The organism is Candidatus Frankia alpina (assembly GCF_902806485.1).
Lineage (GTDB): Bacteria > Actinomycetota > Actinomycetes > Frankiales > Frankiaceae > Frankia > Frankia alpina.
Genome location: NZ_CADCWT010000027.1, coordinates 1 through 23,976 on the forward strand (window position 1 = coordinate 1; position 23,976 = coordinate 23,976).

A 23,976-nucleotide genomic window follows, 5' to 3' on the forward strand; every position below is an offset into this window, starting at 1 on the left:
GTCCCCGGCGCGAGGTCGTCGGCGACGATCGGCTTGTCCGTCCGGCCGCCAGCGATGTCCCGACTACGGTCGAGGAGATCATTGCTCCAGCCGACCGAGAGCTGACCGGACCCCGTCGCCGCCGCGACCGCGACGACCCCGCCCGCCGGCCGTCCGGTGGAGACCGCGAGCGCTGTCGCGAACAGTGTCACCGCGACCGTCGGCTCCGGATGGCACGCCCGCGCCAGCGCGGCGAACCGACTCCTCCCAGCAGCGCCCGTCACTGGTCGAGTGGAGGTTCGCGCGGCCGCTTCTGTCATGGGGGCGACCGTACTCAGAAGCGCCCGCCCGACACACGCTGCACCGCCGCCCGCCTGCCCCTTCCCGGCCAGATTGCGGCCAGATCGTGCCGAGGGCGGGCGGGTGCGGGCGGGGGGGCGAGCTGCTGGCTGGCTGAAACTTCGGACCTGCTCGCCCGGCGCTTAGCGGTTCGATCGTGTCGTCTGGCCGAGTGGATCGGAACCCCCGGAGGCGTCTGAGGCGGCCGGCCCGCGGCGCTGGATGACGATGAGGCAGGTGTCGTCGTCGGTGTCGGGGGTGGTGTGCGCGAGGACATGGTCGGCCTGCCGGGCAACGTCGGGTTGGCGTTGCGCGGCGATGCGCAGGAGGGCGGCGAGCGAGGTGTCCAGCCCGGTGCCACGGCGTTCGATGAGGCCGTCGGTGAACAGCAGGAGGATGTCCTCGCTGGCCAGGTGGTGGACGGTCTGCTCGTAGGTCGCGTCGGGCTCGACGCCGAGCAGCAGCCCCTCCGGTTGCGGCAGCATGCTGGCGGTGCCGCCGCGGACAAGGACCGGGGGCAGGTGGCCCGCGCGGGCCCACCGCAGGGTGTGGTCCGACGGGCGGTACAGGCCGCAGATCACGGTCGCGGTGATGTCGTCGGTCAGGTGGTAGGTGACCCGGTTCAGCCAGTGCAGCAGTTGCGCGGGCCCCGCGCCGGTGACGGCGAGACCGCGAAGGCTGTTGCGCAGGGTCACCATGCCGGCCACGGTCCGGATGCTGTGGCCCGCGACATCGCCCACGACCAGCAGGACGTCGCCGCTGGGGAGGGTGACGGCGTCGTACCAGTCGCCCCCGACAAGGTGTTTCTGCTCGGCCGGGCGGTAGCGGACCGCGACCGCGAGTCCGCTGGCTTCGACGGCCTCGTCCGAGCCGGGCAGGAGCGCCCGCTGGAGGGTCAGCGCGAGGCGGTGCTGGCCGGCGGCCCGCGCCTCGGAGTCGGCGAGCTGGTGTCGGGTGGCGTCGAGGACGACCTGGGTGCGGTAGTGGCTCGTAAGATCCTGGTAGACGCCGCGGACCGCGATCAGCGTTCCGGCGGTGTCGGTCACGGGTTCGGCGATCGCGCGGAGCTGGCGCAGCGTCCCATCGGGGAGCAGGACCCGGAAGGAGACCGTGACCGAGTGCTTCAGCCGCAGCAGCGCATCGCGTAGCTGGTCGACGGCCGCTCGGTCCTGGGGATGGACGTGGCGGTCGAGGCTGTCGAGGGTGATCGGCGGGTCGTGGCGGGGGCGGCCGAACAGCTCGTAGGTGTACCGGGTCCACCGCACCCCGCCGGTGCGGAGCTTCTCCTGCCAGGCGCCGAACCGGCCGAGGCGTTGTACGGCGCGCAGCAGCGAATCCCCGCTCTCGCCTCCCTCGCCGCGGGGCCAGCCGAGGGCGACGCCGTCGAAGAGGCGGGCGATGCGCACATCCGCCTCCCAGGTGACGACCACGTCGTCGACCAGGGTGAGCAGGACCGTGCCGTCGGCGCGGAACGGTTCGCCGGTGCGCAGGACCTCGACCGCCCGCTCGAACAGGCCCGCGTCGGCGCCGAGCAGGGGGTAGAGCTCCAGCAGGCCACGTCCCAGCAGCGCGGCGGATGGCCGCCCACCCGGATCCACGAAGCTCTCGCCGACGTGGTCGATGCGGAAGTCGAGCACCTCCCCGTCACCGGCCCGCACGGCGTGCGCCAGCAGCACCGACCCGCCCATGGCGTCGAGGAATGCCGGCAGCCAGGCGACCCTGGCCGGCAGCGTCCCGGCTCCGTCGAAAGTCTGCGCCGCCGCGACGCCGGTCGGGCCGGCCGGACCGGGTCCGCTTGGCGGCCACAGGCTGCGCAGGCAGAGGTCGGCGAGGGCGGTGAGTTCGCGCCGTATCCCCTCGCTGAACTGGGCCTGGGGGGCCGGCCAGCAGATCTCCATGGCGCCGACGACGGCGCCGACGTGCAGGAACGGCAGGGCCGTGCGTGCCCCTCGCCAGGGACCGAGCCGGGCTGGCCCGTCGGCGTGTCCCGCGGCCCCCACCGGCCCCGGCGGGGATCCGGCCGGCCACCACTGGGGTGCGCCGAGACACGCGGCGCGCAGGGCGGCACAGTCCAGCTGCGGCGGGATTCGCCGCCAGCGGCTCGCGTCGAGCAGGCCCAGACCGGCCTGCCCGACCAGAGTGAGCGCGCCATCCGGTTCCAGCATCCAGAAGGCCACGGCCACCACTCCCAGCGGGGCCAGGACCTCGGTGTGGACGGCCTGTGCGACTGCGCATCCGTCGGTGCCGTGGTCGTGGGTGCGGCATCCGTCGGTGCCGTGGCCGATGGCGACTTGCGCCAGCCAGGTGCGGCGGCGGGCAGCGTCGTCCAGCGGGGGCTGCGGGGAGGCACCCGGAGCCTGGCCGAGTACCTCGGCCGCGAAGTCGGCTGGGGCGATGCCGGCAGCGGAGGCGAGGCTGCGGAGCTGTTCGCTGGCCTCGGCCACCGAACACCGCAGCCGCTCGACCAGCACCCCGGTCGCGACCTCGATCAGCGCGTCGGAGGCGGTGCGTGACTGGGACTCCGCGAGTTGCCGTTGTTGACGTGCAATCACGCTCAGTAGCCCCGCCGCGTGGCCGGGCCGGCCGGTGCTGCCGTCCGCGGAGCCCACGACTGTGTCTCCTTGTCCACCCCAGGCGCTGGCCGCCCACCAGGGCGAGGGCGGGTGGCCAAGACGCCAGTCTTGTCCCTTTACCCTACTGCAGAGACCCCGAAGGGATCCGGGTGTCGACTGCGACAGCTCCCCGAAGGAACGAACACTGTGGGTGACAGGCTGGAGGATGACGGTGACCGAGACCACGGATCGTGGTGCGGCGCGCGCCCGGCTGGATGATCCGGCCCTGCGACAGCTGCTCGCCGGGCTCACCGCCGTGCGGGGCGGCGACTTCGGCACCCGCCTGCCCCCGATCGGTGACGATCTGCTGGACGAGATCGTCACCGTCTTCAACGGGATGATCGATCAGCTCGCCCTGTTCACCTCCGAGGTGACCCGGGTGGCCCGCGAGGTGGGCACCGAGGGCAAGCTCGGCGGCCAGGCCGAGGTCCCCGGCGTCTCGGGCTCGTGGAAGGACCTGACGGACAACGTCAACGCCATGGCCGGCAACCTGACCGGCCAGGTCCGGTCGATCGCGCAGGTCGCGACGGCGGTGGCGAAGGGTGATCTGTCGCAGAAGATCACCGTTGATGCCCGCGGGGAGATCCTGGAGCTCAAGAGCACGATCAACACGATGGTTGATCAGCTCTCGGGGTTCGCCGACGAGGTGACGCGGGTGGCCCGCGAGGTGGGCACGGACGGCATCCTCGGCGGCCAGGCCGAGGTGGAGGGCCTCGCGGGCACCTGGAAGCGCCTCGCCGAGAACGTCAACGAGCTGGCGGGGAACCTCACCCGGCAGGTCCGGGCCATCGCCGCCGTCACCAGCGCCGTCGCCACCGGCGACCTGACCAGGTCGATCGACGTCGACGCCCAGGGCGAGGCCGCCGAGCTCAAGGACAACATCAACGCGATGGTGCGGTCGCTGCGCGAGACGACCCGCGCGAACCAGGAACAGGACTGGCTCAAGACCAGCCTCGCCCACATCGCCGGGCTGATGCAGGGGCACCGCGACCTGGAGACCGTCGCCCAGCTGGTCATCGACGAGCTGACGCCGATGGTCGACGCGCAGTACGGCACCTTCCTGCTCGCCGAGTCCGGGGTGGCGCGGCTCGCGCTCAACCTGATCGCCAGCTACGGATACCAGGCCCCGCCGGGTGCGCGCCGGTTCGACTTCGGCCAGTCCCTGGTCGGGCAGGCCGCGCGGACGAAGCGGCCGATCACCGTCGCGCACACCCCGGCCGGCTACCTGACGATCGCCTCCAGCCTCGGGCAGTCGGCTCCGGTCGCCCTGATCGTGCTCCCCATCCTGTTCGAGGACCAGGTGCTCGGCGTCATCGAGCTCGCCTCCTTCAACCCCTTTGCGCAGGCCCACCACGACTTCCTGAACCTGCTGACGGAGACCATCGGCGTCAACGTCAACACGATCATCGCCAGCGCCCGCACCGACGCCCTGCTGGAGGAGTCCCAGCGGCTCGCCTCCGAGCTGCAGGCGCGGTCCGAGGAACTGCAGTCCCGTCAGGAGGACCTCCAGCTCTCCAACGCCGAGCTGGAGGAGAAGGCCACCCTGCTGGCCCGGCAGAACCACGACATCGAGGTCAAGAACTTCGAGATCGAGCAGGCCCGCCAGGAACTGGAGGAGCGGGCTCGCCAGCTCGCCCTCGCCTCGAAGTACAAGTCCGAGTTCCTGGCGAACATGTCCCACGAGCTGCGCACGCCCCTGAACAGCCTGCTGATCCTCGCCCGCCTGCTCGCGCAGAACCCCACCCGCAACCTGTCACCGAAGCAGGTCGAGTACGCCCACGTCATCCACTCCGCGGGTTCGGATCTCCTGCAGCTCATCCTCGACCTGTCCAAGGTCGAGGCCGGAAAGATGGACATCCATCTGGAGGAGGTGGCCCTGGGCGACATCGTCGATGACGTCCAGGCCACCTTCTCGTCGATCACCGCGGAGAAGGGCCTGCGGTTCACCGTCGCGACGGCGCCCGATCTGCCCCCGCGGCTGCGCACCGATCGTCACCTGGTCGCGCAGGTGCTGCGCAACCTGTTGTCCAACGCGGTGAAGTTCACCGAGCAGGGCAGCGTCGAGCTTGCCATCACGTCGTCCGGAGCCAGCGCCGGCGCCGGCGGGCAGGTGCAGGGGCAGGCCGTCCTGTTCTCGGTGTCCGACACCGGAATCGGGATCGCGGGGGAGAACCTGGAACGCATCTTCGGGGCGTTCCAGCAGGGCGACGGCACCACCAGCCGCCGCTACGGCGGCACCGGCCTCGGGCTGTCGATCTGCCGCGAGGTGGCGACGCTGCTGGGCGGCGAGATTCAAGCCCGCAGCGAGTTCGGGCGGGGCAGCACCTTCACGCTGCGGCTGCCCATGGTCCCGCCGGCCACGACGTCGGCTGACGCCTACCCCCAGCTTTCCGCCGGGCGGCCGCCATCGAACGCCGTTCCCCCCGCCCAGCGGGCTGCGCTCTCCGCCGCGACGACCGTCACCCTGGACCTTCTCCCGCCGGCCCTCGCCGCACTCGCCCCGCCGGTGAACGCGACCGCGCCTGCGAGGCCGGCGGCGGAGCCCGCGGAACCGTCCCACCCACCGACGACGACTCCCGGGCTCGCCGGCCGCACCGTGCTCGTCGTCGACGATGACGTGCGCAACGTCTTCGCCATCACGAGCATCCTCAACCTGCACGGGCTGAGGGTGATCCACGCCGGTGACGGGCGGATGGGCATCGACGCGCTCGTGTCCAACCCGGGCATCGACCTCGTGCTGATGGACGTCATGATGCCCGAGATGGACGGTTACGCCACCACCGCCGCCATCCGGACCATGCCCCAGTTCGCCGACCTGCCCATCATCGCCGTCACCGCCAAGGCGATGCCGGACGACCGGCAGAAGTGCCTCGACGCCGGGGCCACCGACTATGTCGCCAAGCCGGTGGACATCGAGGAACTCCTCGCCTGCATCCGGGCCAGCCTCACACCCGGGCGGCGCTCACGGTGGGCAGCGCCAGGCGGGTGATCCGTCGCCAGACGCTCGCGGTCTGCCGGGGCAGCGACCCGGTGGTGTAGGGTAGACCGAAGCGCTCGCACAGGTCGCGGACCCGCGGCGCGATCTGCACGTAGCGGTTGCTGGGCAGGTCGGGGAAGAGGTGGTCTCGATCTGATGGCTCAGGTTGCCGCTGAGGAGGTGGAGGACCGCCGGGCCGCTGATGTTGGCGGAGCCGAGGAGCTGGCGCAGGTACCACTCGCCGCGGCTCTCCTCGGCGATCTCCTCCTCGGTGAAGGTGTGGGTGCCCGCCGGGAAGTGGCCGCAGGTGATGATCGTGTGCGCCCAGACGTTGCGGGTGACGTTCGCGGTGAGGTTGCCCAGCAGGACGGGGAGGAACGCCGGGCCGCTGAGCAGGGGAAACGCCACGTAGTCCTTGAGCCCCTGGCGAGCGGCCTTGCGCAGCGCCCGCCCGAGTTGGCCCGCGGTCTCGCCCCAGCTCTTCTCGCCTTGCCACGCCTTGTCGATCTCGGCGTCGTAGATTGCGATTCCCCATTCGAACACCGCGGCGAGACCGAGACCAAGGTTGTAAAGGGGCTGAGCGAGGTAAATGGGGTGCCAGGGCTACTCAGGCGAGACTCGCAGCATGCCGTACCCGAGATCCCGGTCCTTACCGAGCACGTTCGTGTAGGTGTGGTGGGCGTAGTTGTGGGAGTGCTTCCACTGGTCGGCGGGTGACGCGAAATCCCATTCCCAGGTGGTGGAATGAATGTCCGGGTCACGCATCCAGTCCCACTGGCCGTGTAGGACGTTGTGCTCGATCTCCATGTTCTCGAGGATCTTGGCGACGCTGAGCATCGTCGTGCCGGCGAGCCACGCCGGCGGCACGACGGACGCGAACATGACCGCCCGGCCGCCGGCCTCGAGCCGGCGCTGGACGGCGATCACCCGTCGGATGTACCGGGCGTCGTCCTCGCCGCGGCTCGCGATGACCTCCGCCCGCAGCCGGTCGAGTTCCCGCCCGAACTCCTCGATGTCGCGGGCGCTGAGGTGCGTCGATCCTGACATCCGTGTTCTCCTCCAGGTCGCAGGTCGATGTCCGGGTTGCAGGTCGAGGTCGACGTCGCCGACGGCGGTGGACACACAGGTCTGGATGAGGTCGCCGGGGTCGCCGTGCTCCTCGCCGGTGCGCAGGTCCCGGACCCGGCCGTCGGCGAGCCGGGCCAGGCAGGTGCGGCAGACCCCCATGCGGCAGCCGCTCGGCATGACGACGTCCGCCTCCTCGCCCACCGCGAGCAGGGAGGTGCCCTCGTCGGCGGCCACCTCCCGATCGCTCCTGACGAAGCGCACCCGCCCGCCGGGCGCTCCGGACGGGCGCCGCACCGACTGGAACCGTTCCGTCCGCAGCCGGTCGGCGAGGCCGGCCGCCCGCCAGTACGCCTCGGCACCGTCGAGCAGTCCCCGCGGTCCGCAGACCCACGCCATCCTGTCCGCCACATCGGTGCAGGCGGCGGACAGGTCCGCCACCGTCGGCCGCCTCGTCCGCCGGCCGGGGACGGGACGGGTGTGATGCTCGTGCAGGCGCAGGCTGGGGAACCGGGCTGCCAGCCGGCGCAGTTCGTCGCCGAAGATGACCTCTCGACCGGTCGGCGCGACGTGCGCGTGGAACACGTCCGGCATGTCCCCGGCCAGGGCGAAGCTGCGCAGCATCGACATCACCGGGGTGATGCCGCTGCCGGCGGTCACGAAAAGCAACCGGGCCGGCAGGATCTCCGGCAGCACGAACCGACCGCTCGGCTGGCTGAGCCGGACAATCCCACCGGGACGCAGCCGGCGGACGACATGTCGCGACACAAACCCGCCGGGCCCCGCCTTCACCGTGATGGTGACGAGACCGTCCGGGCGGCCGGGCGGGGACGACAGCGAGAATGTCCGCCAGTGTCACACGCCCGCGATGTCCACGCCGACGCTGAGGTGTTGACCCGCGAGATGTTCTCGCTAGTCGTGACCGGGACGGATGACGACGGTCGAGGCGTCGAGGGTCTCCGGTATGACGGCCTCGACCCGACCGGACAATCGCTGCCGCGACCACAGCGGATTCACCATGGACCGGAAATCATCCGGCGCCAGCGGATTTGTCAGGACGCCGGCCGCCGCGGTCAGCATTGGTCGGATATCCAGCATAGATCGTGTCACCTTCGCCAGCGGTCGTACCGGACCAGATGCTTTCTCGAGCAGATTTCTGGCAATTTCGGGCGGGGTCACAGCGACTTCGGGCCCGCCGGACGGCAGGCTACACCGCAGCCTCGAACCGTTAGCTCGATCAGCATACGGCGCGCTGTTGATAGCGGCCGGGAGAAATTATTGCCCGAGGATGTTTGGACGAACCGTGACGCAGCCGCGGATCGTGGGTCCGCGCCCGCGCCCGCGGCCTGCCTCAGGCGGTGGGGCCGCCGGCGAGTACGGACCAGCCGGCGTCGACGCGCAGCACCGTCCCGGTCGCCGGGCGCAGGGCGGGGTCGAGCGCCAACCCGACGGCGGCGGCGATGTCCGCCGGTTCCAGGACGCGGTGCAGCACGGAGTTGTCCGCGAGGACCCTCTCGCGCTCCGCATCGAGGACCGCGGCGGTCGCCTCGGTGCGCACGGCGCCGGGCGCGACGGTCAGGACGCTGATCCCGTCGCGGGCCGTCTCCGCGGCGACGTGGCGGGCGAAGGTGGTCAGCGCAGCCTTCGCGGTCCCGTGGGCGAGCCGGCCCGCGCCCACGTAGTCGGCGGCGGTGCTGCCGAGATAGACCAGCCGCCCGTCGCCCTGCGCCCGCATGACCGCCACCACCTGCTGGGTGATGTGGAAGGCCCCGGCGAGTTCCCCGGTCATCTTCGCGGCGAACTGCGCCCAGGTAAGTTCACTCAGCGACGCGAAGGGCGGGGCGGCGGTGTTCGCGTTGACCACCAGCGCGTCGATCCGTCCCCGGTCGGCGACCACGGTCGCGACCATCGACGCCACGTCGTCCGGATTGGTGACATCACTCCCCAGCGGGACCGCGCTGCCCCCCGACCGGTGGATTCCCGCGACCACGGCCTTCGCTGCGTCGGCATCGCGCCGATAGTTCACGACCACGTGATAGCCGCGGCGAGCGAGTTCGACGGCGATCGCCGCCCCGATCCCCCGACCTGCCCCGGTGACGATCGCCGTCGGTGTCTTCGCGTCTGCCATGTCGTCCTCGTTACGAAAAATTTTGCTTGCAGTGCTATTCATAATCTTTTTCTCCTTCGGTGGGGCAGGCCGGCGGGCACCGGGACGTCTGCGTGGGGTGTGCCCCAGGGGCGGGCGCGGCGATGCGGCGGTGCTACGTCGACGAGACCTTCGGCTGACCCTGCAGCTCGCTCTGCCTCTCGACCTGCATCAGGGTGAGCAGCTAGGATTCCGCCGGGGGGGGCGGCGGCGCCGGAGTTGCGGCGGCGGCCTGCAACCCGTCGAGCAGGAGGGCGATCAGCCGAGCGGAGCTGTCCTGGGCATGCGCGCCGGCACGGTAGATGAGCCCGGCGTTCGCCATCAGAATGATCAGGATGTCCTGCGGGGCGAAATCGGCGCGCAGCGCCCCGGCGTCCTGCGCTCGGCGGATGGTGCGCACCACGTCCCGCCGGGCGTTGTCGCGCGCCGCGTCGATTGCGGCGTCTGGGAAGGCGTCGCTGGTCAGCAGGTCGGCCAGCCCGCGATCCGTGGCCTGCATCCGGCACAGCGATGTCAGGTAACCACGCAGTGCGTTCCACGGATCGGGCTCCGCGGCCGCGGCGGCGGCCATCTTTGCGTACCTTTCCATCTGCTCGGACAGAGCGGCGGCGACCAGCTGGCAGCGCGAGCCGAAATGCCGGTAGAGCGTGGCGTTCCCGACGTTGGCGCGCTGCGCGATCTCGTCCAGCGAGGCATGGATGCCCTGCTCTGCGAACACCTGGCGAGCGTTGGCCAGAATGGCCTGCCGGTTGCGGCGGGCGTCCGCGCGGATGGCCAGCTCAGGACCAGACATCCAGCCATCGTAGCCGTGAGCGCGGACGTGACCCCGGTTTTGGTAACGTGGTCAACGAACCGGGGATGCGTCCCTGGTGGGGCGCTGGAAGCACGCAGGCATGGGCAAGAGAAGCCGGCTCGGGAAACGTCGCCACCAGATGAGGCAGGGTCATGGACACTCAGCGCTTCACGCGTCAGCTGATGGCCGGTTTCGGCCCGGGTGAGCAGGAGCGTCTGGGCGGGGCGACGGTGCTTGTGGCCGGGGTGGGAGGGGTGGGCGGAGCCGCCACCACCTATCTCGCCGCCGCCGGCGTCGGGCGACTGGTGCTGGTCCATCCCGGCCCGTTGGAGAAGCCCGATCTGAACCGCCAGACCCTGATGCGCCCCGACCGCATCGGCGAGTCCCGAGTCGTGACCGCCGCGGAAACCCTGGGCCTGCACTACCCGGACGTCGTGGTGGAGACCTGGGATCGGGACCTGTTCGACCCGGTGCTCCCCGGGCTGGTGGCCGCTGCCGACGTCGTGATCGACGCTCGCCACAACTTCCCCGAACGCTTCCAGATCAACCGGATGTGCCTGGATGCGGAGGTGCCCCTGGTTGTCGCGGCGATGAACGCCACCGAGATCCAGCTGCTCACCGTCGCCGGGGACGGTCCGTGTCTACGGTGCGTCTTCGCCGAGGGCGACCCCGACTGGGACCCCCTGGGGTTTCCCGTCTTCGGAGCGGTCGCGGGGACGGTCGGGTGCCTCGCGGCGATGGAAGTCATCAAGCTCGTCTCCGGATTCGGCGAGCCGGCCGTCGGCCGGCTGCTCGTCGCCGATCTGTGGGATCTGGACGTCCGCACACTGTCGGTGGCGCGCGACCCCGCCTGCGTGGACTGCGGCTTCCGGCGGCCGTCGGCTGGCGCGACCCGGCTGGACGGCGCCTCCCGGCGGTGAGGCTGTCGCCCAGGCTGGCCCGTCCTCCGGCAGCCGGCGGGGCGGCCCACCCCCGTCGTCAGGCGGGCTGACTTCTACGGCCCGGTCGTCAGGCGGGCCGGCAGCGGGCGGGCCGGGGTTGTGCCGGTCTGACCCGGCAGTCCGGACGGTCGCTTGGCCACCGTCGCCCGCCGCGTGCCGTCGATGAGCACGGCGTCGGGACCGGCCGGATCGTTCACCCACACCTGGTCGCCCTCGGCGGTCACGGTGATCTGGGCGGCGCCCGTCTCCGTTCCCGGCCCCGGGGGAGTCCCGGGGACGACGATCGGCTCGGTGAAGCCGCCGGTACGGGTATCGAAGACCCAGACCATCCGGGCATCCTGGTCCGGAATGTAGATCGCTCCGTCATGCCAGGTCGGTGGGCCGAGCCGACGTGGAGCTACCGGCCGGTCGTCCTCGTCTCCTCCCGCCGGTCGCTCGATGTCGGGAAGGCCGGCCGCAGTCGCAGGGTCGGTGGAGGCCGAGTCGCCCCCACCCCCCGTTCGGGCCGGTCCGCCACCGGGCTGGGCGGGGCCTCCCCCCGGTTGGGCCGTGCTCGCCCCGGGCTGGGCCCTTCCACCACCCGTCTGAGTTGGCAGATCATGCATGGTGACCTCGCCGTCGTGGACGTCGGCGAGCAGGAGCCGCCCGGCAACCGTGTCGAGGATGGGGACAGTGCTCCGCTCGACCGCCGCTGCCGCAATCACTGCGCTCGGCGGCCCCGCGGCCGCGGTGGTCAGGGCCACTGGCAACGCAATCTTCCGACCGGGCCGCTCGCCGGTGATCGGGATCGCCGTCCCGGCCGTGCCGTCGACGAGCACCGGGCGATCATGGGCCAGCACCACGTCGATCTGATGGTCCGGTCGGGCGACGGGGATCGGGGGCGACGCCACACCATCGCGGATCATGACCACGGAGCCGCTGGTGCGGACGGGCACCCACAGTGTTCCATCCACCGATTGGGCGACGGCACCAAGCGCTCCGCCGAGGTCGACGACCGGTCCCAGGCCGGTCAGCAACCGTCCGTCCAGACGTTGCACCCGCCCGCTCGCACCATCGACGGGGTAAACCACCCCGTTCGCGGCGGTCACCGTCGTTCCGGGACGCAGCGTGGCCGCGCGTGCCGGGGCGAGGCGCTGCGGCTCGATCAGGTGGAGCAGGCCGGCGTCCACGTCGCAGACGAGGAGATCGGGACCGTTGCGCAGAACGGACAGCCGATGCCCGACCGCGCCGGGAACGGTGACGGCCGCGTCCGCCCGCCCGGTCGTGCTCTGCAGGTGCGTGACGGTTCCGGTCGACTCGCTCGTCAGCCAGATGCCGCCGCGGGTGAGGTCGAAGGCGAGCGGAGGCGTTCCGGGCGCGGCGGCGGCCAGGCCGGCTCCCACGCACAGTGCCGCCCCGGCCGCCGCGGTGATGACGCGACGCAGCCGCTGACCGAATGCAGAGATGGTTTGATCTCGCTTTCCTGATCAGACGCGCGTTCTGAACCGCAGCCGACCGAGAAGAAGGCGGCGCGCCGTCCGAACGGGCCGGACTCACCTGGTGGAGCGGACTCACCTGGTGGGCGGACGGCTCGAACGGGGTCGGTGTCTGTGTGGGCGTGCCACCCGCCCGCCCACACAGACACCGTGGGGGAGCGCCGCAGGAGGGGTACAGCGCTCACCGCATCCCGCGCACTCAACCCAACGGCGCGCGGGAGACTGTTGATATTCATGTATCGACGTTGGCTGTTCCTGGATGGACCAATCGGTCGGGTCATCCCTCTTGTTAGGTAAGACGCGGCGTCCCCCGGACGGGTTGCGACGCGACTGATGCTTTTCGTGACATCGTCGACGGCTGATCGCATGGCAGGTCGATGCCGGTGCGGCGCGTGCATCCCACTGTGGGCCCCCATGTCACCAGATCAACAACTAATCCGGGCTAGGACACAACGAAACGGGGGTGCCCGTCGTCTACCGCAGCGGAACGGATCGCCTCCGTGCCGGCGACGGCCGCCACAGTCACCGTTCCCGGGTGGATCTCCCCGCCGCCCGTGGGCGGACCGGGCCGGTCGCCCCCTCGTCCGGCACGGTCCGCCTCCCCGACTCGCACCCCGCCCGACTCGCACCCGCACGGCGATGACGGTCAGCGTTCCCTACCCCGACCGGACCAGGAGGCAGGGCATGACAAACAGAACCGACGACCGCGACCACCTGCGCGGCGACCAATCGGGCGTGGCCGCGTTCTCGGCCGTCTTCCACGACGTCGTCGCGAATGTCGAAAAGGTCATCCGGGGCAAGCGAGAGGCCGTCGAGCTCGCGACGATCTGCCTGTTCGCCGAGGGGCACCTGCTCGTCGAGGACGTGCCGGGCCTGGGAAAGACCTCCCTGGCCCGCAGTCTGGCGGCCTCGGTCAACGCCGGCTGCCACCGCATTCAGTTCACGCCGGACCTGCTGCCGGCGGACATCACCGGGACGATGGTGTACGACCAGCGCGCCAACGAGTTCGGCTTCCGCCCCGGACCCGTCTTCGCCAACCTCGTCATCGGCGACGAGATCAACCGTGCCTCGCCGAAGACGCAGTCGGCCCTGCTGGAGGTGATGGAGGAGGGCCGGATCACCGCCGACGGCACGGGCTATCCGGTGCCCCGCCCGTTCATGGTCGTGGCGACGCAGAACCCGATCGACATGGATGGGACGTACAGCCTTCCCGAGGCCCAACTGGACCGGTTCCTCATGCGGCTGCGGATGGGGTACCCGTCGATCGATGCCGAGCTGGAGATCCTCGAAGGCCGGCAGGTGGGACGGCGAATCGAGGACCTGAGGCCGGTGATGCGGGCGGAGGACGTCGTGGCCTGCGCGGCCCAGACATTCGCCGTCCACGTCGCGCCGGCGCTGCGCCGCTACCTCGTGGACCTGCTGGCGGCCACGCGGGCCATCCCCGACATTGTCCGACTGGGGTCGAGCCCACGGGGCAGCATCGCGTTGCTGCGCGCCGTCCAGGTCCGGGCCGCCGCGCACGCCCGGGTGTTCGCCACACCCGACGACGTCAAGGCGGTGGCCGGCCCGGTCCTGGCACATCGCCTGGTACTCAACCCGGAGGCCGAGCTGCGGCGCGTCATCGCCGAGGACGTCGTCGACGAGATCCTGCAGACGGTGCCGTCACCCCGCCGGCTCGTCGGAATCTGATGGTGCCGCCCCTCGACGACCGACCCCGTGGCGGCGACCGACCTCATGGCGGCGGCCGGGCCGACCCCCGGCTGTCACCGGTCATCGACACGGACACCGCGACCACGGCGCTGTCCGTGTCGGTATCCCCGTCTGCCGTCTCCCTCGCCCGGGGCATGCGACGACGGGCGGGCCGGCCCGAACCGGGGCCGGCCGTGCGCGGGCTCGGGGAGCGTCATCGCCCACCGGTCCCGCCGCTGGCCGCGGCGGGCGGGCGCAGCGCCCCGACGGGTCGGCGCGCGGCCCCGTCCGGTTCGGACGCCGGTGAGCGGATGCGCTTCGCCCCCGTCGGCTCGACCCCCTCAAGGGCCGTACCCGCGGGGCCCGACCGGGCCGGGACGGCCGGATCGGACCTGGTCACGGCGGGCTGGCCGGCGCCGGACCGATTCGGACCCGCGGCTTCGGATCCCGCCGCGTCGGATCCCGCCGCGGCGAGCTCGGGCGCGTCGGGATTCGGACGCGGGGCGCCCGATCGGTCTGGATCCCGAGGCGTTGCGCCTCAGGTAGACCAAGGGTGCCCGTCGGATGATCGCGCCTCTGCGGGGAGCGGTGAATCGCCGGGAAGGGCGCGCCTGGGGATCACCCCGCTGGGATGGGGGATGTGCGTCACCGTGGCAGTCCTGCTGCTGGGAGCCCGGGTGCTGCGATACGCGGAGCTGGCCGTGTTGGGCGGGGCGGGGGCCGCGGCGATGGGTCTTGCGGCCGCCACGGCCGTTCGCCGCCCGCGGGTGTCGGTAGCGGTCCGCGTATCGCCCCGACAGGTCACCCGAGGCGAGCCTGCCACGCTATCCGTAACGGTCCGCAACCTGTCCAGGTGGCCCTCTCCGCCGTTCACCCTGCACCTGCCGCACGGCCCTGCCGCCGCCCGGCCGGATCGATCTGTGCCGGGCGCCCCCCGCGTTGGGCGGCTGCTGGCCGCGTCGGACCTGGTGGAGGCCTGGTGGGAACGGCGTGCGCCTGCGGTCGGGGGCTCCGGCTCCGGTCATCGCGCCGCTGCCGGTGCCGCAGATTCGTATCCTCCGGATGGGCTGGACTCGCCGGGCGCGGTCGTGTCCGTCTCGGTCCCCCGGCTGGCCGGCTCGGGTCACCGGACGTTCGAGTTGGCCCTGGACACCAGCCGGCGCGGTGTGGTCCGGCTGGGTCCCGTCGAGGTGATCAGATCGGATCCGTTCGGACTCGCCCGGCGCCGGCAACGGCTGCCGGCGGTCGACACCCTGCACGTCCGACCGCGGACCCGGCCGCTGGCGTCCCTGGCCTGCGCACCCTCGCGTGACCCGGACGGGCAGACCGGACGGGGCTCGACCGGGGGACTGGAGATCCACACCCTGCGGAGGTACGCGCCCGGTGAGGATCTCCGCCTCGTGCACTGGGCGTCCAGCGCGAGGGCGGGCGAACTGATGGTCCGCACCCACGTCGATCCGAGCGAGCCGGCCGCCACCGTCGTCCTCGACACCCGACCAGCCGCCTACCCCCCTGGCCGGGTCGGCGTCGCCACGTTCGAGGAGGCCGTGGACATCGCCGCCGCCGCAGTGATGACCTGCACGCAGGAGGCGTTCGGGGTCCGGCTTGTGACGACCGGCGGGCTGCGGGTGGCGGGCCGGCGCCGCCGCCGGGACGCCGACGTGCTGATGGACGAGCTGGCGGGCGTTCAGGCTGGACGACACCGCCTCGCTCGATGTCGTCGCGACGCTGCGGCGCGGCGGGCTCGGCACGCTGGTGCTCGTCACCGGCGGTTTCGACCGGCAGTCGCTGGCCGCACTCGCCGCGGTGGCCCATGCGTACGGGCGCGTCGTCCTGGTCCGGGTGGGCCCCCGCAGTCAGGCCGCCGCCCGGGCCGTCGACCGGCGCGACTCCTCCGACCGGGCCCGCCTGCGGGCCGCGTCGCCCGGCCGGGTGGTGGGGATCGGCGTCCTGGGCGGCACCGTTCCCACCAGCGGTACACGTCTTGACGGGACCGCCTTGCGGGCGGCCGGCCGGCTGACGGTGATCGACGTCCCCGACGCCGATGCGCTCGCCGGCCACTGGCCGACCGGCGAACGGGCCCCGCGATGGCCGCGGGGAACCCCGCGGACGGGCCGGTGATGACGGATATCGGTGGGCCGCCCGACGAGGCCGTGCGTTCGGCGGCCGGCGCGGGCGCAGGACACGTCGTCGGGGTTGACCACCACCTTCGCCCGCAGGAGCCGGTGCGGACCCGCCTGGCAGCGCTGCTGGTGGTGGCGGGACTCGCGTGCGTCGGCGGGTTCGGGTTCCGCCGGGTCTTTACCACTCACGATCTGGAGGTGATCATCCCGGTCGCTGCGGTCGTGCCCGTGATCCTCACCGCAGCGCTGGGCGCGCGACGCCGGCCGTTGCCACTGGTCGGGACGGTCGCAGCCTGGAGCGGGGGGTTCGTGATCTGGGCCGCCTGCACGGTCGGGGCCGGCGCTGGGGGGTTCTGGGCGAGGCTGTCTGTGGTCCGTTCGGGCGTCCTCAGCGGATGGGCGCGGCTGCTGGACACGGTGATCCCGGCGCCGCCCGATGGGGCTCTCCTGCTCGTACCCGCGGCACTGACCTGGCTGGCCGCCGCGGTCGGCGTGGAGCTCGTCATCCGCACCAGAGCCAGGCTCCTGCCCGCGTTGCCCGCTGCTTTCGTCCTGGTCGCCGCGGTCGCCTACGCAGCCCCCGTGCCGGGATCTGACGCGCCGCTCGCCGCCGCGTTCGCCGCGTTGGCCGCGATCCTCGTCCGGGTCCGCGGGAGCGGTCGGTCCCGCTCGCCGGCAGGATCCGCAGCGGCCTCGCCCGGCCCAGCCAGGCCGGGCGGCGGCATAGGCGGGCGGCCAACGTTCCCCCGATCCGGGCCAGGTCTGTTGCCCGTGGCCGGCCCGCGGGGCTTGACGGCGCTCCGATACGCGGTGCGATCAACCGTCGCTGTGGGCGTCGTCGTCGGCGCCGGTCTGGCACTGGCGAGTGGTGGTCCGATCGGGCTGGGTGGGCAACCGCCCGTCGACCCGCGTAACCACCGCACGATCGCGCCGGTACCGCTTGCCGCTCTCAACCCCCTGAGCCGCCTCGCCGGCTGGACCGCCCATCCCGACCAGGTCCTGTTCCGGGTGGGTCTGACTCCGCAGCCGTCGGGGCCGGTCGCGCTTCGACTCCTACGACGGCGCCACCTGGTCCATGAGCGGCCGTTACCTGCCCGCGGGACGGGAGATCGGGGAACAGGCTGGTCGCGTCGCGGATCGGGGCGGCGGTCACCCGTCCACACCGGTCACCCAGGACCTGACCATCGTCGACCTCGGCGGAGATCTTGTGCCCGCCCTCGCGCGGCTCGGCCAGTTCACCGTGGTCCCGACGGCCGGCGCGGAATCGTCCCCTCCCGCCGGCCAGGGTGGCTCCACGGCGACTGCCGAGGAGCCGACGGGTCGTTTCGCGGTCGATCCCGACGACGGCACACTCGTGCGAACCGCGTCGCTGCACCCCGGCAACCGGCTGCGCCTTGTCTCCACCCCGCAGGCCGCCATGACCGCCGACAGACTGCTCGCCCTCGCCGTCTCCGCGACGCCGAACAACGCCCCCTACCTCGCGCTGCCCGACGAGGTCCCGCCGGTGCTGCGAGAACTGGCCTCGGTCGCCACCGACGGCGGCGCGCCACCCTACCAGCGGGCCGCCCTGCTGCGCCAGTACCTGATGGCGACCTTCAGCTTCGATCCCACCGTGCCCGCCGGGCATTCGCTCGCCCACATCGATCATTTCCTCGGCCAGACTCGACGCGGCACCTCCGAGCAGTTCGCGACGACGTTCGTCCTCGCGGCGAGGCTGCTGGGTCTGCCCGCCCGCCTCGTCGTCGGATTCACCGCCGCCGATCCGCATGCCGTGACCCGCACGATCCGCGGCGCCGACGCCCTGGCCTGGGCGGAAGTCAACTTCGACGGCGCAGGATGGCTGCCTTTCTTCCCCACCCCCCGAGCGGGGGATGCACGCGGCGCAGCGGTGGCCGGCTCCACGCAGGGCGAGTCCTCCGCACAGACGTCACTGGTGGAGGAGGTGCTGCGCACCACCGTTTCGGCACCGCCCGGTCGGGCGGGCGCCACCCTGCCGGGAGACCTCCCGCCTCGGTCCGGTGACTGGCGGCCGGGATCCCCCGGCTGGACGGTGGTCGTCCTCCGGACGGCCGTGGCCGCGGCCGTCGCTGCCCTGCTCGGCTGTCTTCTCCTGGGCTGGCTGCTGCCGATCGCACGCCACCGGCGGATACGACGGGCCGGAAACGGCAGCAGGGCGCGGATCGTCGCCGCCTGGCAGCGGGCCATCGAGATGTTCGCCGACGCCGAGCGGCCGATGCCGCGGGCGGCCAGCCCGAGCGAGGTCGTGCTCCTCGCGGCGGACCTGCTCGACGACGCCGGCCGCACCGCCCTACGCGGACTGGCCGATCTCGCCACCCTCGCCCTGTTCGACGACGGCACCACCGGCCGGTGGGATGAGGCTTCCGGCCGGCGCGCCGCCGACGAGGCGTGGCGATTGCTCGACGGGCTCGAACGGGCGGTCCGCCGCGTCGTCTCACGCCATCGCCGGCTCGGCCGGCGGATCTCGCCGCGGACGGTCCGCACCGAGCTGCGTAGGTTGCGTCGGACAGCGCCGGCTCCCCACCGCGCCGCCCACCGATCGGCGGGGCCAGGCGAATCTGATGTCCCCGAACGGGCCACTGTCGGCGGGGACTACAGATAGCCCGAGCGGGGCGGTACCCCCGCAACGGGTTCGTTGCTCCGGCCGCCGCTCACCGCGGCGGCCGGCAGATCACTGTCGGACCGGGCCAGACGATCACGCTATACGGGCTTTTCCTGACGATTTCGCCGGCATCTGCGCGAGGCGGACGAGTCCGTCCGTGCCGGTTCCCGCCGCTGACGGGCGGGTAGTCCTCAGACGGGCGGTCGGTGGGAATGGGCCGTGCGGGCCGAGGCACGGCCGCGACCATGGCCGATCGGGCCAGGCTGATCGCAGCCGGCGACAGGAGGAGGCAGTCATGGCACAGACGATGAAGGGACGGACGAGGCCCGCCGGCGCGGGCACCTCCAACGACGAGATGGCCAGGCAGGTCGCCAGCCAGACCTCGTCGGACCGGGCCGCCGAGGAGATCTTCCGCCGGGAGAAGGACGGCGCGCTGACGGACACCGAGGCAGCCAAGAGCGAGGTGTTGCGGCACTGAGCTGCTACCGAGACGCCTCGCCACCGGGCCCGGGACGAGCGTCACGGCCGGCGTCGGGTCCGATTTCCGTGCGGGGCGCCGGCGGTTCCCGTATGGATGAGCGATGCAGGAGAACACCGCCGAAGCGGGCCGGCCCTTCACCGCCGACGGCACCCCCGAACCGGTCTGGCGGGCCTGGCAACCGGGATGGGCGGAGCTCGACCTGACCGCCGTGCCGCCTCGTGTGGTCGTCGTGGCCCCCCATCCGGACGATGAGGTTCTCGGCGTCGGTGGGCTGCTGGTCGGCCTGCATGCGCTTGGCGCCGCGATCACCGTCGTTGCGGTGACAGATGGTGACGCGTCCCATCCCGGCTCGCCGACGATCTCCCCGGCCGAGCTGGCCCGTCGGCGGATCGTCGAGCAGCATGCGGCGCTGGCCGAGCTGGGGCTGGGGCAGGTGCCGGTGCATCGGATCGGGCTGGGAGACGGACGGGTCGCCGGGCATGAGTCGGAGCTCGCCGACCAGGTGGGGCCGCTGCTCACCCCCGACTGCTGGGTACTCGCCACCTACACCGGGGACCGCCATCCGGACCATGAGGCAACGGGACGTGCAGCGGTGCTGGCGGCGGAACGGGCTGGCGCACGGCTGCTTGAATACCCCGTTTGGACCTGGCACTGGGCGGTCCCGGACGACCCCAGGGTGCCGTGGGGGAGGGCTCGGAGGGTGCCCCTGCCCGTCCCGGTGCAGGAGGCCAAACGGCGGGCCGTCGACTGCTACCACACTCAGATCGCCCCGCTGTCCGACGACCCGGCGGACTCGACGGTTCTCGGGGCCCAGGTGCTGGACCGGCTACTGCGCCCCTACGAGACGATCTTCGTCTAGCGCGGGGCGTCCACCGGAGGTCATCCAAGGCATGCCCGATCGGACGATAGGTGGCCGGGGATCGCGATCGCGGCTAGTCTGCGGGCAACGAACTGCATATTGCTGCCGCTCACACCCGTGCGGGAGAGTCCCGGGCCGCGACCTGCCGGGACGCCGAAGGAGCAAGCTCTCCCCATAAACTCTCAGGCCCCCAACCGCCGGGTCAGGCAACTCTGGAAAGTGGACATCCCGGTGTCCCGCCGACGGTGAAAGCCGCGGCCGTCGTCCGCGGGTCCTCGGCTCGGACCCATGGCGGCGCCGCCCGGTGAAGCTCTCAGGCCAATGACAGAGGGGGAGGCCCGCCGCGGCGTCGGCCCCGTTGTCGTCGTCGCCCGACCTCCGGAGCGCCCAGCATGCATGACGGCACAGATCACGAAGATGCCTCCGTCGCCGCCGGTACCACTGCCACTGCCGGTACCACTGCCACTGCCGGTACCACTGCCACTGCCGGTACCACTGCCACTGCCGGTACCACTGCCACTGCCGGTACCACTGCCACTGCCACCGCCACCACCACCACCACCACCGCGCCCACCCAGCCGGCGGCTCCGGCCGGGCCCGCGGCGGTGGATGACCGTCCGTCACTGCCGGCTGCGGCGTACCCGCAGTTCGTTGATCGTCACATCGGCCCGGACACCGAGGCCCAGCGACTCATGCTCGCCGCGCTCGGGGTGGAGTCGCTGCGGGCGCTGACCGATGCCGCGGTGCCGGCCGTCATCCACGACCGCACCCTCGAGCTGCCCGCCGCGCTCGACGAGACGGCGGTTCTGGCGGCGCTGCGCGCGCTCGGTCGCGACAACCGCCCGGTGCCGTCCATGATCGGTCTGGGGTTTCACTCCGCGGTGATGCCGGGTGTCATCCAGCGCAACGTCCTGGAGAACCCGGCCTGGTACACGGCTTACACGCCGTATCAGCCGGAGATCTCCCAGGGCCGACTGGAGGCGCTGCTCAACTTCCAGACGGTGATCATCGATCTGACCGGACTGGCGGTGGCCGGAGCGTCCCTGCTCGACGAGCCGACCGCCGCGGCCGAGGCGATGCAGATCGCGCTGCGCACGGCGAAGGGGTCTCGGACAACGTTCCTCATCGATGCGGACACGCTTCCGCAGACGATCGCGGTTGTGACGACCAGAGCGGAGGCGCTGGGTGTGACCGTCCACGTCGCCGACCTGTCCGGCGGCCTGACGGCGGGCGATCCCGCGGTGAACGGTGCCGGGGTGACCGCGGAGGTGCTGGACTCGGCGTTCGGTCTGCTGCTGTCGTATCCGGGGCCGGGTGGGGCGTTGCGCGACCCGCGTTCGGTGATTGTCGAGGCACGCGAGCGGGGGATCGTCGTCACGGTAGCGGCCGACCCACTGGCGCTGACGCTGCTGCGCTCGCCCGGTGAGCTCGGTGCCGACATCGCCGTCGGCAGCACCCAGCGGTTCGGGTTGCCGCTGTCGTTCGGTGGACCGCACGCCGGATATCTGGCGGTCCGCAAGGGGCTGGAGCGGTCCCTGCCCGGACGGCTGGTCGGGGTGTCGATCGACGCCGATGGGGCGCCCGCCTATCGCCTCACCTTGCAGACCCGCGAGCAGCACATCCGCCGGGAGAAAGCGACGAGCAACATCTGCACCGCCCAGGTGCTGCCGGCCGTGCTCGCCTCGATGTACGCCGTCTACCACGGTCCGCAGGGGCTCGCCGGGATCGCACGGCGCATCCACGGCCTTGCGGTCCGGCTCGCCGAGGGACTGCGGGCCGCCGCGGTGCCCATCGGGGCCGACGCCTTCTTCGACACCGTCGTCGCCGCGGTGCCCGGCCGGGCCGCCGAGGTGGTGGCCGCGGCGCTGGCGCACGGCGTCAACGTGCGGCTCGTCGACGGCGACCACGTCGGGGTCTCCTGCAACGAGACGACCGTGGAGGCGGACCTGCGGGCGGTCTGGGCGGCGTTCGGGGTGCCCGCGGCGGTGTCGGCCGAGGTGACGGGCCCGACTGCCCCGACTGCGCTGCCCGGCGAGCTGGTGCGCACCGATTCCTACCTGGAGCACCCGGTTTTCCACGAGCACCGGTCCGAGACGGCGATGCTGCGCTACCTGCGCCGGTTGTCCGACCTCGACCTGGCCCTCGACCGGGGCATGATCCCGCTGGGATCCTGTACGATGAAGCTGAACGCGACCACCGAAATGGCCGCCGTCACCTGGCCGGAGTTCGCCGACATCCACCCGTTCGCCCCCCTCGACCAGGCCGGCGGATACCTGACGATGATCCGGGATCTGGAGGACTGGCTGGCCCGGATCACCGGCTATGCGGGCGTCTCGGTGCAGCCGAACGCCGGCAGCCAGGGGGAGCTCGCCGGCCTGCTGGCGATTCGCGCCTATCACCGCGACAATGCGGTGCCCGGCGCCCCGGTCCGCGACGTCTGCCTTATTCCCTCCTCCGCGCACGGGACGAACGCGGCGAGCGCCGCGATGGCCGGAATGCGCGTCGTCGTGGTCGCCTGCGACGACGACGGAAACGTCGATCTCGACGATCTGGCGCGCCGCGCGCGGGCGAATGTGGACGTTCTCGCCGCGCTGATGGTGACCTATCCGTCGACGCACGGTGTCTACGAGGAAGGCATCGGGCAGGCGTGCGCGATCGTGCACGAGGCCGGCGGGCTGGTCTACGTCGACGGCGCGAATCTCAACGCGCTCGTCGGGCTCGCGAAGCCAGGCCAGCTCGGCGCCGACGTCAGCCATCTCAACCTGCACAAGACGTTCTGCATCCCGCACGGCGGCGGCGGTCCCGGGGTCGGCCCGGTCGCGGTCGGGGAAAAGCTGCTGCCTTACCTGCCGAACCATCCACTGCGGGCCGAGGCCGGGCCGGTGAGTGGGGTCGGGCCCATCTCGGGGTCGCCGTGGGGCTCCGCCGGAATCCTGATGATTCCCTGGGCGTACATCCAGATGATGGGTGCGGATGGTCTGCGCCAAGCCACCTCGGTCGCCGTTCTGAACGCCAACTATATCGCCCACCGCCTTCGTCCGCACTATCCGGTGCTCTACGCCGGGCGCGGCGGACTGGTCGCGCACGAATGCATTCTCGACCTGCGGCCGTTGACGAAGGGCACCGGGATCACCGTGGACGATGTGGCCAAGAGGCTCATCGACTACGGTTTTCACGCGCCGACCATGTCCTTCCCGGTGGCCGGCACCCTGATGGTCGAGCCGACCGAGAGCGAGGATCTGGCCGAGATTGACCGCTTCTGCGATGCCATGATCGCGATTCGTGCGGAGGCTGACAGGGTCGGCGACGGGACTTGGCCGCGCACGGACAACCCGTTGCGCAACGCCCCGCACACCGCCAACATGGTTACCGCCGATGAATGGCCGCATCCTTATCCGCGGTCCGTCGCCGCCTACCCGGCCGCCTCGCTGCGGGCCGCTAAGTACTGGCCGCCGGTGCGTCGGATCGACGGGGCGTACGGCGATCGCAACCTGGTCTGCACCTGCCCGCCGGTCGAGTCTTTTGCCGTGCGGTCCGAGGACGGCCCGGTTCTCGTCGCCGCCGGTTGACGCGGCGGCCCGTCACGGCATCGGCGCTACTACTCGGTCGGCTGCGGAAAGTGACGGGAGAGCGGTCCGGACTCTGGTAGTCTGAATTGCGCCGGATCGGAAGGACTGATTCCGGCGGAGAGGGTCCCCTGCCGGGGGGCGCGGCGACGTGGCGGCAGGGTTTCGGGGCTGTATCGGGATTGCGGCGTGGTCGCGTGGGCGGCCGTCCCGGACTGGGGACCGCCCTTACCGGGCGTGAGAGTGTGGCAGTGCGAGTCTTCCGTTACGGCAGAATTCGATGGACCGGCCGCTGGTGGCGGTGAGAAGGT

13 protein-coding genes, 4 pseudogenes and 2 riboswitches are annotated in these 23,976 nt (G+C 71.9%); of the genes and pseudogenes, 9 read left to right on the plus strand and 8 right to left on the minus strand.

Translation table 11 applies throughout. From position 1 onward, the window contains the following. Positions 1-299 (minus strand): annotated as a pseudogene (locus G6R25_RS05505) (hypothetical protein); the annotation flags it as partial. Positions 300-461: 162 nt separating this feature from the next. After that, a complete protein-coding gene (locus G6R25_RS05510) occupies positions 462-2,927 on the minus strand; it encodes a SpoIIE family protein phosphatase (protein ID WP_163552121.1) in 2,466 nt (821 codons plus the stop codon). A gap of 175 nt (positions 2,928-3,102) precedes the next feature. On the opposite strand from G6R25_RS05510, the gene G6R25_RS05515 reads away from it, so the two are divergent. Beyond that, a complete protein-coding gene (locus tag G6R25_RS05515; protein ID WP_163552122.1) occupies positions 3,103-5,919 on the plus strand; it encodes a hybrid sensor histidine kinase/response regulator in 2,817 nt (938 codons plus the stop codon). Here G6R25_RS05515 and G6R25_RS05520 read toward each other — a convergent pair. The 5 genes and pseudogenes from G6R25_RS05520 to G6R25_RS05535 all read right to left on the minus strand — a co-directional run bounded on the left by G6R25_RS05520 (position 5,876) and on the right by G6R25_RS05535 (position 9,911). Then, positions 5,876-6,954, minus strand: a pseudogene (locus G6R25_RS05520) (fatty acid desaturase family protein). The gene G6R25_RS05515 and the pseudogene G6R25_RS05520 sit on opposite strands and share 44 nt — an antisense overlap. Before the next feature lie 78 nt (positions 6,955-7,032). Further along, positions 7,033-7,764, minus strand: a pseudogene (locus tag G6R25_RS26260) (flavin reductase family protein); the annotation flags it as partial. Between the two features lie 120 nt (positions 7,765-7,884). Further along, complete coding sequence (locus G6R25_RS26265) at positions 7,885-8,151, minus strand: hypothetical protein (protein ID WP_235947502.1); 267 nt, start codon at positions 8,149-8,151, stop codon at positions 7,885-7,887. A 172-nt stretch (positions 8,152-8,323) separates the two neighbouring features. After that, entirely contained in the window at positions 8,324-9,100 is a 777-nt protein-coding gene (locus G6R25_RS05530) for an SDR family oxidoreductase (protein WP_163552123.1), read from the minus strand. 202 nt (positions 9,101-9,302) lie between these two features. Next, on the minus strand, positions 9,303-9,911 hold the full coding sequence (locus tag G6R25_RS05535) for a TetR/AcrR family transcriptional regulator (RefSeq protein WP_163552124.1): 609 nt from the start codon (positions 9,909-9,911) through the stop codon (positions 9,303-9,305). A gap of 152 nt (positions 9,912-10,063) precedes the next feature. Between G6R25_RS05535 and G6R25_RS05540 the strand changes: the two genes are divergently transcribed. Beyond that, a complete protein-coding gene (locus tag G6R25_RS05540; protein ID WP_163552125.1) occupies positions 10,064-10,831 on the plus strand; it encodes a HesA/MoeB/ThiF family protein in 768 nt (255 codons plus the stop codon). Between the two features lie 74 nt (positions 10,832-10,905). On the opposite strand, the gene G6R25_RS05545 is transcribed toward G6R25_RS05540, so the two are convergent. Next, positions 10,906-12,234 (minus strand): hypothetical protein, encoded by a 1,329-nt coding sequence (locus G6R25_RS05545; protein WP_235947504.1) that lies wholly within the window; start codon positions 12,232-12,234, stop codon positions 10,906-10,908. Between the two features lie 777 nt (positions 12,235-13,011). Here G6R25_RS05545 and G6R25_RS05550 point away from each other — a divergent pair. From G6R25_RS05550 to gcvP, 7 genes and pseudogenes are all read left to right on the plus strand, one after another. After that, complete coding sequence (locus tag G6R25_RS05550; RefSeq protein WP_235947507.1) at positions 13,012-14,016, plus strand: AAA family ATPase; 1,005 nt, start codon at positions 13,012-13,014, stop codon at positions 14,014-14,016. Between the two features lie 728 nt (positions 14,017-14,744). Further along, positions 14,745-15,545: pseudogene (locus G6R25_RS26270) on the plus strand (DUF58 domain-containing protein); the annotation flags it as partial. Positions 15,546-15,771: 226 nt separating this feature from the next. Next, positions 15,772-16,137, plus strand: coding sequence for a hypothetical protein (locus G6R25_RS26275; protein ID WP_235947526.1), 366 nt, complete (start codon positions 15,772-15,774; stop codon positions 16,135-16,137). A 1,077-nt stretch (positions 16,138-17,214) separates the two neighbouring features. Beyond that, positions 17,215-18,759, plus strand: coding sequence for a transglutaminase-like domain-containing protein (locus G6R25_RS26280; protein WP_235947509.1), 1,545 nt, complete (start codon positions 17,215-17,217; stop codon positions 18,757-18,759). A 295-nt stretch (positions 18,760-19,054) separates the two neighbouring features. Continuing rightward, positions 19,055-19,237, plus strand: coding sequence for a hypothetical protein (locus G6R25_RS05565; protein ID WP_136447152.1), 183 nt, complete (start codon positions 19,055-19,057; stop codon positions 19,235-19,237). Between the two features lie 103 nt (positions 19,238-19,340). Beyond that, a complete protein-coding gene (locus G6R25_RS05570; RefSeq protein WP_163552126.1) occupies positions 19,341-20,099 on the plus strand; it encodes a PIG-L deacetylase family protein in 759 nt (252 codons plus the stop codon). Between the two features lie 110 nt (positions 20,100-20,209). Next, positions 20,210-20,306, plus strand: a riboswitch (glycine riboswitch). Continuing rightward, positions 20,307-20,434, plus strand: a riboswitch (glycine riboswitch). A 57-nt stretch (positions 20,435-20,491) separates the two neighbouring features. Further along, the gene (gene gcvP, locus G6R25_RS05575) at positions 20,492-23,668 is read left to right on the plus strand and encodes an aminomethyl-transferring glycine dehydrogenase (protein WP_163552127.1); all 3,177 of its coding nucleotides are present in this window, start codon (positions 20,492-20,494) and stop codon (positions 23,666-23,668) included. Positions 23,669-23,976 lie beyond the last annotated feature (308 nt).